An 11,040-nucleotide genomic window follows, 5' to 3' on the forward strand; every position below is an offset into this window, starting at 1 on the left:
GTGACGCTGTACCGGCCCGAGCGCGACGTCTTCCTGGCGTCGTCGCTCGAGGTCGCGCCGCAGCTGCTCGGCGCCGTGCTCCGGCACGAGACGCCGGAGGGGACGGTCGGGCTCCGGATCACGGAGGTGGAGGCGTACATCGGCGACGGCCTCGACCCCGGGTCGCACGCCTTCCGCGGCCGCACCCGCCGCAACGCCGTCATGTACGGGCCGCCCGGGCACCTGTACGCCTACTTCACGTACGGGATGCATGTGTGCGCCAACGTCGTGTGCTCTCCCGAGGGCGAGGCGACCGCCGTGCTGCTGCGCGCGGCGGAGGTGATCGAGGGGGAGGACCTCGCCGAGCTGCGGCGCGTCGGGGGCAGCGGCCGCCGCATCCCGCACCGCGACCTCGCGCGGGGACCGGCACGACTCGTCGTCGCCGCCGGGATGAGCCTCGCCGACGACGGCGCCGACCTCTTCCGCCCGCCGTTCGAGCTGCTGCTGCCGACGGAGCAGGCGGAGTACTCGACCGGACCGAGGACGGGAGTCTCCGGGGCGGGCGGCGGACTCGCGTACCCGTGGCGCTACTGGCTGACGGGCGACCCCACCGTTTCGCCGTACAAGCGGCATCCCAAGTCCGACGACTGACGGGATGCCGTGGCGGCGCGGTTCAGCCGGCCACGATCCGGAAGACGGCCGCGCAGACGCACGCCCAGATGATGCTGGTCAGGGTGCCGATGATGAAGCGCTCGCGCGCCTCGGCCTCCTCGAGCTCCGTGAAGCGGCCGACGCCCTTGATGGCGACCAGCACGGCCAGCCCCTCGGGGAAGCCGGCCATGATCGTCCCGGCCGCGGCCAGCCGCTCCAGCAGGCCGATGGTGGTGCCGCCTCGGAGCACCTCGCGGGTGGTCGTGCCGCCCTCCGGCGTCACCGCTCGCACCAGGATGCCGCCGTGGGCGCTCGGCTCGGTCGTGCTTCGCGTGGCCAGCGCGAGGACCAGTTGCGAGACCGGCCAGCCGCCGAGCACCGCCAGGGCGAGGGCGGCTGCACCGATCAGCAGTCTGAGCACGAAGGGCGCGTGCTGCGCCGAGATGAGGACGATCACCAGAGAGGCGGCCAGCAATGCGGTCGCGCAGTAGACGAGCGGGCGACGCGGTGTCCGCAACGTGGCCACGATGCAGCCGAGTGAGGCGAGCAGCAGGAGGAGGGCGAGCACCCAGAGCGCGTGCGGCGCCACCTGATTCAGCAGCACCGGCACCGGCGGCCACGTGGTCATGCGTCCTCCTCGGGTGTCCGCCGATCGGCCTGGGCCGCGTCGGCACGTGCCAACAGCCTAGTCAGGGCCGGGATGGCCGCCAGTTCTGCACGGAGCGCCCCGGCCCGCGCACGATCGCTGGCCGACTGCGGGGTGATGCCGAGCCGGGCGCCCGCCTCGGCCTGGGTGAGTCCGGACGAGACGAGGTCGTAGAGCTCCCAGCCGGCGGCGGTGCGCCCCTCGCGGAGGGTCAGCAGCAGGGTGAGCAGCGCCTCCGCATCTGCTGCGGGCTCCTCGGCGGCGACCGCCTCGACGGCGAATCGGGCGGGGGCGCGTTTTGCGCGGGTGACCGCCGCGCGCGCCGCGATGAACGCATCCCCGGTAGCCTCCCGGGTGTTGTCCGGCAGGGGGAGGCGCACGTCGCCCAGTCCGAGCCCCACACTCCAGGCCCCGTCACGGGTGAGATCGAGGACGAGGTCGAGTGCCGTCGCCGGATCCGCCGTCAGCGCCTGGAGCTCGTCTCCGGCGTTGCGGTCCGGTGGCAGGGCGAGACGCTCGCCGTAGCGCTCATGGATGGCGTCGAGCGTCGGGGCGACGATGTCGGCGCGCCGTCGGCTGTCGACCTGGTCGGCGGTGATCACGAACATCCGGGCCTCCTTCATCAGGGCCGTGGGCCTGATGAGCATGATATCAGGTCTCTCAGCCTGATGACCAGTCCATCAGGTCTGCTGCCCTGATCGCGGGACGCCCGCCGCGCTGCATCCGCCCGGACACCCGCTGATAACCTGAACGCGTGTCAGAAACCGCCCTCTCCCGCGATCCGAGCAGCAGCGCAGACAGCGTCCGTGCGCACGGCCTCGCCGCACAGGCCAACGACGCGTCCTTCGACGACGTCTGGGACGAGCTGAAGTGGCGCGGACTCATCCACGTGTCGACGGATGAGACCGCCCTCAAGGAGCTCCTGGCCGGCGGCCCGATCACGTACTACTGCGGCTTCGACCCGACCGCGCCGAGCCTCCACCTCGGCAATCTGGTGCAGCTGCTCACCATGCGGCGCCTCCAGCTCGCCGGCCACCGGCCGCTCGGGCTGGTCGGCGGTTCCACCGGCCTGATCGGCGACCCCCGGCCGACGGCCGAGCGCACCCTCAACACCAAGGAGACCGTCGCGGAGTGGGTCGGCTACCTGCAGGCGCAGGTCACCCGCTTCCTCTCCGACGAGGGCGACAACGCTGTCCGGCTGGTGAACAACCTCGACTGGACGGCGCCGATGTCGGCGATCGACTTCCTGCGCGAGATCGGCAAGCACTTCCGGGTCGGCACCATGCTCAAGAAGGATGCGGTGGCCGCGCGCCTCAACTCCGACGAGGGCATCTCGTACACCGAGTTCAGCTACCAGATCCTGCAGGGGATGGACTTCCTCGAGCTCTACCGCCAGTACGGCTGCGTGCTGCAGACCGGCGGAAGCGACCAGTGGGGCAACCTGACCAGCGGCACCGAGCTCATCCGCAAGGTCGAGGGCGCGCACGTTCACGCCATCGGGACGCCGCTGATCACCAACAGCGACGGCACCAAGTTCGGCAAGAGCGAGGGAAACGCCGTCTGGCTCGATCCGACGCTGACGACGCCGTACGCGATGTACCAGTTCTGGCTGAACACCGACGACGCCGACGTGATCGACCGGCTCAAGATCTTCACCTTCCTGTCCAGGGCCGAGATCGAGGAGCTGGCGCAGAAGGTTGCCGACGAGCCGTTCAAGCGCGAGGCGCAGCGACGGCTGGCGTTCGAGGTCACCTCGCTCGTGCACGGCGTCGCGGCGACCGAGGCAGCCATCGCGGCCTCCCAGGCGCTCTTCGGCCAGGGCGAACTGGCCGACCTGGACGCGGCGACGCTCGAGGCCGCCCTCCGCGAACTCCCCAACACGACCACCACCGCGCCGTCGACGACGGTCGCACAGGCGCTCGTCGACACGGGGCTGACGTCGAGCCTCGGCGAGGCGCGGCGCGCGGTCGCCCAGGGCGGCGTCTCCGTCAACAACGCAAAGGTCGAGGACGCGGAGCAGCCCATCGGCTCCTCGGTGCTGCCCGGCGACATGGTGGTGCTGCGACGCGGAAAGAAGACCCTCGCGGGTGTCTTCGTCGCGTGAGGCGCTGACGTACGGTTGAGCCATGTCCGATGAACCGCAGGGATCGGTCGACGAGGGCGGCCTCGTCGACCGGCTGGATGTGATCGAGGAGCAGCCGCTGGCCGCACGGGCCGACGCCTACGCGAACCTCCACGAGCAGCTCCGTCGCACCCTGGAAGGCGACGACGACCATGGCCGGAGCTGAGCAGCGGCTCGACGTCGCCCTGGCCGAGCGCGGCCTCGCCCGCTCTCGGTCGCACGCGGCCGCTCTGATCGCGGAGGGGCTGGTCACCGTCGACGGGCAGCCGGTGGTCCGCGCGGCGGCGAAGGTCGGCGACGGGCAGGAACTGCGGATCGCCGGAGCCGACCACTACGTCAGCCGCGGCGCTCACAAGCTCATCGCCGCCCTCGACGGCTTCGGAGTGGACCCGGCGGGCCGGATCGCTCTCGACGCCGGCGCATCCACCGGGGGCTTCACGCAGGTGCTGCTGGAACGCGGCGTCGCCCGCGTGATCGCCGTCGACGTGGGGCACGGCCAGCTGTCGCCCGCGCTGGCGGGGGAGGAACGCCTCGAATCGTACGAGGGCGTCAACGTCCGCTCCCTCTCGCCCGAGGTGCTCGCCGGTCTGACCGGCGACGACGTGCGCCCGGACCTCGTGGTGGCCGATCTGTCGTTCATCTCGCTCACGCAGGTGCTTCCCGCGCTGGTGGCCACGGCCGTCCGCGGCGCCGACTTCCTCCTGCTCATCAAGCCGCAGTTCGAGGTCGGGCGGCAGGGCATCCGCGAGGGCGTGGTCCGGGATGCGGGCCTCCGGGCCGACGCGGTGTCCGACGTGCTGTGGGCGGCTCACGACGTCGGCCTCGGAACGGCGGGCCTCATCCCGTCGCCGATCGCCGGAGGGCACGGCAACCGCGAGTTCCTGGTCTGGTTGCGCTCGGGCGCGCCGGACCCGTCCGGACTGCGCGACGAGGTCGTGCGACTTTCGCGCTAGGTGAACGTTCTCCACAAACCTGGCCGCGTGGCCTCGCCCTGCGCGTGAAAACAGACAGAATGGGAGAACGGCTTTTCGACAGGAGGGAACGTGACACTGATGGGTGCAGCGACGCGGTACATCCTCGTCGTCGCGCACACCGGTCGTCAGGACTCCCTCGAGGCGGGTGTCCGGGTGTCCCGGCAGCTGCTCGACGCGGGCGTCGTCCCGGTGCTGAGCGCCGATGAGCGACGAGATCTGCTGGAGGCCGATCCGTCGCTCGACGCGGTGGCGGTGCTCGGCGACGACGTGGCTCCGAGCGAACTGGAGCTCGTCATCGTCCTGGGCGGCGACGGCACCATCTTGCGTGCGGCCGAACTGGTGCGCGGCTGCTCGGCCCCGCTCCTCGGCGTGAACCTCGGCCATGTCGGGTTCCTCGCCGAGAGCGAGCGGGACGACCTCGAGACCGCGGTCGCCCGCGGGCTGGAGAAGGACTACGAGGTCGAGGAGCGCATGACGCTGTCGGCCCGGGTGAAGGTCGGCCGTGAGGTCGTCTACGAGAGCTGGGCTCTCAACGAGGCCACGGTCGAGAAGGCCAGCCGCGAGCGGATGCTCGAAGTCGTGATCGAGGTCGACGGCCGCCCGATGTCGAGCTTCGGCTGCGACGGCGTCGTCATGTCGACGCCGACCGGCTCGACGGCGTACTCGTTCTCCGCGGGCGGCCCGGTGGTCTGGCCCGGCGTCGCCGCGCTGCTGCTCGTGCCGCTGAGCGCACACGCCCTGTTCTCCCGGCCTCTGGTGGTGGATGCGGACTCCTCCCTCGCGGTCGAGCTGCTCGACCGTGCGGGCGGCGCCGGAATCCTCTGGTGCGACGGCCGCCGTCCGTTCGACCTCCCGCCGGGTGCGCGTGTCGTCGTGCGGCGCTCGCCCATCCCGGTGCGGCTGGCTCGGCTCCACCCTGGGCCCTTCACCGACCGTCTTGTGCACAAGTTCGACCTCCCCGTGACGGGTTGGAGGGGGCCGGTCGGTCGTGACTGACGCACGCGGAGGCATCGAGGAGATCTCGATCAAAGACCTGGGCGTCATCGCAGACGCCTCCCTCCCGCTCGGCGCGGGATTCACGGCCATCACCGGAGAGACCGGCGCGGGCAAGACCATGGTGGTTTCGGCGCTCGGCCTGCTGCTCGGGGAGCGTGCGGACACCGGCGCGGTCCGCCTCGGAAGCCCGCAGGCCTGGGTGGAGGGCCGTTGGCGCGTGCCGTCGTCGGGAGAGGTCGTCGCGCGTGTTCGCGACGCGGGCGGCGACGTCGACCCGATCGACACTGCGGAGGCGGAGCTCGTGCTGAGCCGTTCCGTCTCGGCCGAGGGCCGCTCGCGCGCCGTCGTCGGCGGGCGCAGCGCGCCCGTCTCGGTACTGACCGAGCTCGGCGAGCAGCTGGTGGTCGTCCACGGGCAGTCCGATCAGATCCGGCTGCGCTCGGCGATCGCCCAGCGGGCCGCCCTCGACCGGTTCGCCGGTCCGCAGTTCGCGGAGCAGCTGGCCACCTACGAGCAAGTCTTCCACCGCTGGCGCGACAACCGCGCCGAACTCGACGAGCTGATCGCCGATCAGGACCGCCGCGCACGTGAGGCGGAGGACCTGCGGGTCGCGATGGCCGAGATCGAGTCCGTCGCACCGCAGCCGGGAGAGGACGACGAGCTGGCCGAACGCGCCGAGCGCCTCACCAACCTGGAGGACCTCCGGCTCGCCGCGGGCGCCGCCCGGGAGCTACTGAGTGCCGAGGAGTCCGAGGGCACGGACGCCCTGGGCCTGCTCGACAACGCACGCCGCCAGCTGGAGCGCGTCGCACCCCACGACAGCGCCCTCCAGCCGCTCGCCGAGTCGGTCGCGGAAGCGAACTACCTGATCTCCGACATCGCGGCGCAGCTGTCGACCTACCTCGCGGCGCTCGACGCCGACGGAGCCAACGAGCTGGAGGTGGTGCAGGAGCGCCGCTCGGAGCTCGCGATCCTGATCCGCAAGTACGGCCCCACCCTCGACGACGTGATCCGCACGCTCGAGACGGGCAGCCTGCGCCTGCTGGAGCTCGACGGCGACGCCGACCGCATCGGAGAGCTGACGCAGGAGGTCGAGGCGGATGCCGCGCTGGTCGCCGAACTCGCCGCCGGCCTGAGCGCCGAGCGCACGGCCGCCGCCGCACGCCTGTCCGAAGCGGTCACGGAGGAGCTCTCCGCGCTGGCCATGCCCGACGCGCGCATCGTCGTCGAGGTGACGCAGCGCGACGACGCAGACCCGCAGGCCTACACCGCGAGCGGCCGCGACCAGGTCGCCATCCTGCTTCAGCCGCATCCCGGCGCCGAGCCCCGCCCGCTCGGCAAGGGCGCATCGGGCGGCGAGCTGTCGCGCGTGATGCTGGCGATCGAGGTCGTCATCGCGGGCAGCGACCCGGTGCCCACCTTCATCTTCGACGAGGTCGACGCCGGCGTCGGGGGCGCCTCCGCCATCGAGATCGGCCGCCGCCTCGCGCGGCTCGCCGAGACCGCGCAGGTCATCGTCGTCACGCACCTGGCCCAGGTGGCCGCGTTCGCCACCAACCACCTCACCGTGGTCAAGGGGAGCGACGGCGCCGTGACGGAATCGTCCGTGCGGCGACTCGACGGCGACGAGCGCATCGCCGAGATGGCCCGCCTGCTCTCGGGCCTCCCGGACTCCGAGAGCGGCCTCGCCCACGCCCGCGAGCTGGTCGACATGGCGTCCGCCGCGCGGCGCTGACGGTCAGCCAGAGCCCGGGCGGGTGATAGGCTATAAGCCCGTGGTGGATTATTCAGACGCGGGCACATCGAACGGCACTACCAAGCACATCTTCGTGACAGGTGGTGTCGTTTCTTCGTTGGGGAAGGGCCTCACGGCAGCCTCCCTCGGCAACCTTCTGACGGCCCGCGGTCTCCGCGTGGTCATGCAGAAGCTCGACCCCTATCTCAATGTTGACCCGGGGACGATGAACCCGTTCCAGCACGGTGAGGTCTTCGTCACCGACGACGGTGCGGAGACCGACCTCGACATCGGGCACTACGAGCGCTTCCTCGACATCAACCTCGGGCAGTCGGCCAACGTCACCACCGGGCAGATCTACTCCAACGTCATCGCGAAGGAGCGCCGCGGCGAGTACCTCGGCGACACCGTCCAGGTCATCCCGCACATCACCGACGAGATCAAGCGCCGGATGCGGCTGCAGGCGCAGCCCGGACCGGACGGAGAGCCCGCGCCCGACGTCATCATCACCGAGATCGGCGGCACCGTCGGCGACATCGAGTCGCAGCCGTTCATCGAGTCGGCCCGCCAGGTGCGCCACGAGCTCGGCCGCAAGAACTGCTTCTTCGTGCACGTCTCGCTCGTGCCGTTCATGAACGCGTCCGGCGAGCAGAAGACCAAGCCGACGCAGCACTCGGTCGCCGCCCTCCGCTCCATCGGCATCCAGCCGGACGCGCTCGTCCTGCGCAGCGACCGCCCGGTGTCCGACAGCAACAAGCGCAAGATCGCGCTGATGTGCGACGTGGATGAGCAGGCCGTCGTGAACGCCGTCGACGTGCCGAGCATCTACGACATCCCGACCATGCTGCACGAGCAGGGCCTCGACGCGTACATCATCGATCAGCTCGGCCTCGACAAGGCCGCCGACGTCGACTGGGACGGCTGGGCGCGCCTGCTGGAGTCGGTCCACGACCCCAAGCACGAGGTCACCATCGGCCTGGTCGGCAAGTACATCGACCTGCCCGACGCCTACCTCTCGGTCACCGAGGCCCTCCGGGCCGGCGGGTTCGCCCACCGCACCAAGGTGAAGCTGAAGTGGATCGCCTCCGACGAGTGCCAGACGCCGGAGGGCGCCGCGGCGCAGCTGTCGGACGTCGACGCCATCTGCGTGCCCGGCGGCTTCGGCGTTCGCGGCATCGAGGGCAAAGTCGGCGCTCTCCGGTTCGCGCGTGAGAACGGCATCCCCGCGCTCGGCCTGTGCCTGGGCCTCCAGTGCATGGTGATCGAGTACGCCCGGCACGAGGCCGGTCTCGGCGGCGCGTCGTCGTCGGAGTTCGACCCGGACACCGAGTTCCCCGTGATCGCCACCATGGCCGAGCAGGTGGACATCATCGCCGGCGGCGACCTCGGCGGCACGATGCGCCTGGGCCTGTACCCGGCGAACCTCGCCGAGGGCTCCCTGGTCTCCGAGCTGTACGGCTCGAACGAGGCGTCGGAGCGTCACCGCCACCGCTACGAGGTGAACAACAACTACCGGGAGCAGATCGCCGACGCGGGCCTCTGGTTCTCCGGCACGTCGCCGGACGGCCACCTGGTCGAGTACGTCGAGCTGCCGCGCGACGTCCACCCGTTCTACGTTGGCACGCAGGCCCACCCCGAGCTCCGCTCGCGCCCGAACCGCGCGCACCCGCTCTTCGCCGGGCTCGTCGGCGCCGCCCTCGACCGCCAGAAGGCGAGCCTCCTGTTCGAGGTCGCCGAGGCGGACGCCGAGATGGTCGCCGAAGCCTGATGACGGAAAATGTCGAGACCGCTGCAGCCGAGCTGAACGACCAGCCCTTCCGCCCGGAGATCGTCTCGTCCGAGATTGTCTTCGAGGGTGCGGTGTGGGATTTGCGCCGCGATGTCTTCCGCTACAACGGCGAAGAGATCACGCGCGAGTACGTCGATCACACAGGGGCCGTGGCCATTCTCGCCATGGACGACGACGGGCGTGTGCTGCTGATCCGGCAGTATCGGCACCCCGTGCGTCATCGCGACTGGGAGATCCCGGCCGGACTCCTCGACATGTCCGGGGAGAGTCCGCTCGCAGCAGCGAAGCGGGAGCTGAGCGAGGAAGCCGACCTTCAGGCGGACGAGTGGAATGTGCTCGCCGACATGTTCAGCAGCCCCGGCGGCAACGACGAGGTGGTGCGAATCTATCTGGCTCGCGGGGTCAGCTCGACCGGCTCCGCGTTCGCCCGCGAAGCCGAGGAGGCCGACATCGAGGTGCGCTGGGTGCCCCTCGACGAGGCGGTGGAGGCTGTGCTGCAGCGCCGCGTCCACAACGCTCCGCTGATCATCGCCCTGCTCGCCGCCCGCACCGCGCGCGACGGCGGATGGACCACGCTCGGCTCGGCGGACGAGCCCTGGCCGAGCCACCCCAAGCTCGCGAGATGACCGTCGCGGCCGATGTCGACGCCTTCCTGAGGCATGTCGCCATCGAGCGCGGCCTCTCGGCGAACACCGTAGCCGCCTACCGCCGCGATCTGGTCGTCTACGCCTCCTGGCTGGAGGAGCAGGGCATCGGGGATGTGTCGGTCGTCACCCCGGCAACCCTCTCCGAGTTCGCCGTGCACCTCGGGACGCGGGAGGAGTCGCCGCTGACGGCGTCATCCCTCGCCCGGATGCTGTCCACGGTCCGCGGGTTCCACCGGTTCCTGCTCGAGGAGGGGCGCGTGCAGGCCGACGCGGCCCGCGACCTGCGCCCGCCGAAACTGCCCAGCCGCCTGCCGAAGGCGATCACCGTCGACCAGGTGGCCGCGCTGCTCGCAGCGACGGACGGCGACGATGTCGCGGCACTCCGCGACAAGGCGCTCCTCGAGCTGATGTACGCCACGGGCGCCCGCGTCAGCGAGGCCGTCGACCTCAACGTCGATGACGTCATCGACACCGACGTCGTCCGTCTGACCGGCAAGGGCAGCAAGCAGCGCATCGTGCCGCTGGGCGGCTACGCCCAGGCCGCGCTCTCCGCCTACCTGGTGCGCGCCCGGCCGGTGCTGTCGGCGAAGGGACGGGCGACCCCCGCGTTGTTCCTCGGCATGCGCGGGGCGCGGCTGTCGCGCCAGAACGTCTGGCTCATCATCCGGGCGGCCGCGGAACGGGCGAAGCTCGACCTGGAGATCTCGCCCCACACGCTGCGGCACTCGTTCGCCACGCACCTGCTGGCCGGGGGAGCGGACGTGCGGGTCGTGCAGGAGCTGCTCGGCCACTCCTCGGTCGCGACGACGCAGATCTACACGCTGGTGACCGCGGACACCCTCCGCGACGTCTACACCGCCTCCCATCCCCGCGCACGCTGAACCCCGCGAGCCGCCCTCCGTCCCGCAGTAGGGAGTCGCGAGATTTGGCGCAAATCGCGGTTTTGGCGCTGCGATAACCGCGATTTGGCGCAAATCTTCGCCTACGGAGCCGTGCGATGCCGGCGGCGCGGGGCCCGGCAACGCAGCCACACGAACACGGAGCGTGCGTCCCCGCCGGCGCGGCGCGTCCCAGCGAAGCCGAGCTTCGCGAGCACACCGAACGAGGGCGCGTTCCACGTCGCCACCGTCGCCCACAGGGTCGGGAACCCCGCGTCGAACGCCGCGTCCGCGACGGCAGCCGCGGCCTCGGTCGCGTAGCCGTGCCCGACATGGCCCCGCAGCAGCTCGTAGGCGATCTCCGGCTGGAATGCGCTGGCCCGCCCGACCACGAGCCCGCAGTACCCGACCGCCTCACCCGTCGAGGCGAGCTCGATCGCATACAGGCCGAAGCCGGATTCCTCGAACGTCGCGCGCTGCGCATCCAGCCGCTCCCGCTCGTCCTCCACCGAGCCCGGAGCCCGGCCGAGGGGATGCTCGGCGAGCAGTGCGAGGTTCCACTCGGCATCGCGCCCATCGCGCGGGCGCAGACGCAGGCGCGGGGTCTCGAGGGCGGACGGCAT

The 11,040-nt window shown here is 71.2% G+C and carries 12 protein-coding genes; 9 read left to right on the forward strand and 3 right to left on the reverse strand.

The genetic code is table 11. The features are described from left to right. Positions 1-630: a DNA-3-methyladenine glycosylase gene (locus AXZ95_RS06310; RefSeq protein WP_018190176.1), complete on the forward strand. Its 630-nt coding sequence runs from the start codon at positions 1-3 to the stop codon at positions 628-630. 22 nt (positions 631-652) lie between these two features. On the opposite strand, the gene AXZ95_RS06315 is transcribed toward AXZ95_RS06310, so the two are convergent. Together AXZ95_RS06315 and AXZ95_RS06320 are read right to left on the reverse strand one after the other, a co-directional pair. Beyond that, positions 653-1,258, reverse strand: coding sequence for a hypothetical protein (locus tag AXZ95_RS06315; RefSeq protein WP_018190177.1), 606 nt, complete (start codon positions 1,256-1,258; stop codon positions 653-655). Then, positions 1,255-1,884, reverse strand: coding sequence for a hypothetical protein (locus tag AXZ95_RS06320; protein ID WP_043742059.1), 630 nt, complete (start codon positions 1,882-1,884; stop codon positions 1,255-1,257). Before AXZ95_RS06320 ends, AXZ95_RS06315 begins: the two co-directional genes overlap by 4 nt. 146 nt (positions 1,885-2,030) lie before the next feature. On the opposite strand from AXZ95_RS06320, the gene tyrS reads away from it, so the two are divergent. The 8 genes from tyrS (at position 2,031) to xerD (ending at position 10,420) form a co-directional block, all read left to right on the forward strand. Further along, positions 2,031-3,380, forward strand: coding sequence for a tyrosine--tRNA ligase (gene tyrS, locus AXZ95_RS06325; protein WP_018190179.1), 1,350 nt, complete (start codon positions 2,031-2,033; stop codon positions 3,378-3,380). A 22-nt stretch (positions 3,381-3,402) separates the two neighbouring features. Next, on the forward strand, positions 3,403-3,564 hold the full coding sequence (locus AXZ95_RS19585) for a hypothetical protein (RefSeq protein ID WP_018190180.1): 162 nt from the start codon (positions 3,403-3,405) through the stop codon (positions 3,562-3,564). Next, positions 3,551-4,351, forward strand: a complete 801-nt coding sequence (locus tag AXZ95_RS06330) for a TlyA family RNA methyltransferase (protein ID WP_018190181.1) — start codon at positions 3,551-3,553, stop codon at positions 4,349-4,351. Before AXZ95_RS19585 ends, AXZ95_RS06330 begins: the two co-directional genes overlap by 14 nt. Positions 4,352-4,450: 99 nt before the next feature. Then, the gene (locus tag AXZ95_RS06335; protein WP_018190182.1) at positions 4,451-5,368 is read left to right on the forward strand and encodes an NAD kinase; all 918 of its coding nucleotides are present in this window, start codon (positions 4,451-4,453) and stop codon (positions 5,366-5,368) included. Beyond that, positions 5,361-7,103 carry a DNA repair protein RecN gene (gene recN / locus AXZ95_RS06340; RefSeq protein WP_018190183.1) on the forward strand — a complete coding sequence of 581 codons (1,743 nt, stop codon included), beginning with the start codon at positions 5,361-5,363 and terminating at the stop codon, positions 7,101-7,103. Before AXZ95_RS06335 ends, recN begins: the two co-directional genes overlap by 8 nt. A 40-nt stretch (positions 7,104-7,143) precedes the next feature. Next, the gene (locus AXZ95_RS06345; RefSeq protein WP_081626597.1) at positions 7,144-8,871 is read left to right on the forward strand and encodes a CTP synthase; all 1,728 of its coding nucleotides are present in this window, start codon (positions 7,144-7,146) and stop codon (positions 8,869-8,871) included. After that, the gene (locus AXZ95_RS06350) at positions 8,871-9,518 is read left to right on the forward strand and encodes an NUDIX hydrolase (protein WP_018190185.1); all 648 of its coding nucleotides are present in this window, start codon (positions 8,871-8,873) and stop codon (positions 9,516-9,518) included. The genes AXZ95_RS06345 and AXZ95_RS06350 overlap by 1 nt, the downstream gene beginning before the upstream one ends. Beyond that, positions 9,515-10,420 (forward strand): site-specific tyrosine recombinase XerD, encoded by a 906-nt coding sequence (gene xerD, locus AXZ95_RS06355; RefSeq protein ID WP_018190186.1) that lies wholly within the window; start codon positions 9,515-9,517, stop codon positions 10,418-10,420. The genes AXZ95_RS06350 and xerD overlap by 4 nt, the downstream gene beginning before the upstream one ends. A 101-nt stretch (positions 10,421-10,521) precedes the next feature. Here xerD and AXZ95_RS06360 read toward each other — a convergent pair whose 3' ends face one another. After that, positions 10,522-11,040 carry a GNAT family N-acetyltransferase gene (locus AXZ95_RS06360; protein WP_231374420.1) on the reverse strand — a complete coding sequence of 173 codons (519 nt, stop codon included), beginning with the start codon at positions 11,038-11,040 and terminating at the stop codon, positions 10,522-10,524.

Origin of the sequence: Leifsonia sp. 115AMFTsu3.1, assembly GCF_004362795.1 — a bacterium.
In the GTDB taxonomy this organism is placed as follows: domain Bacteria; phylum Actinomycetota; class Actinomycetes; order Actinomycetales; family Microbacteriaceae; genus Leifsonia.

Coding starts and splice junctions, on each gene's coding strand:
- AXZ95_RS06315 (WP_018190177.1), bottom strand. CDS start 1,258: ATGACCACGTGGCCGCCGGTGCCGGTGCTGCTGAATCAGGTGGCGCCG.
- AXZ95_RS06320 (WP_043742059.1), bottom strand. CDS start 1,884: ATGTTCGTGATCACCGCCGACCAGGTCGACAGCCGACGGCGCGCCGAC.
- AXZ95_RS06360 (WP_231374420.1), bottom strand. CDS start 11,040: ATGCCGTCCGCCCTCGAGACCCCGCGCCTGCGTCTGCGCCCGCGCGAT.
- AXZ95_RS06335 (WP_018190182.1), top strand. CDS start 4,451: ATGGGTGCAGCGACGCGGTACATCCTCGTCGTCGCGCACACCGGTCGT.
- xerD (WP_018190186.1), top strand. CDS start 9,515: ATGACCGTCGCGGCCGATGTCGACGCCTTCCTGAGGCATGTCGCCATC.
- AXZ95_RS06330 (WP_018190181.1), top strand. CDS start 3,551: ATGGCCGGAGCTGAGCAGCGGCTCGACGTCGCCCTGGCCGAGCGCGGC.
- AXZ95_RS06350 (WP_018190185.1), top strand. CDS start 8,871: ATGACGGAAAATGTCGAGACCGCTGCAGCCGAGCTGAACGACCAGCCC.
- AXZ95_RS19585 (WP_018190180.1), top strand. CDS start 3,403: ATGTCCGATGAACCGCAGGGATCGGTCGACGAGGGCGGCCTCGTCGAC.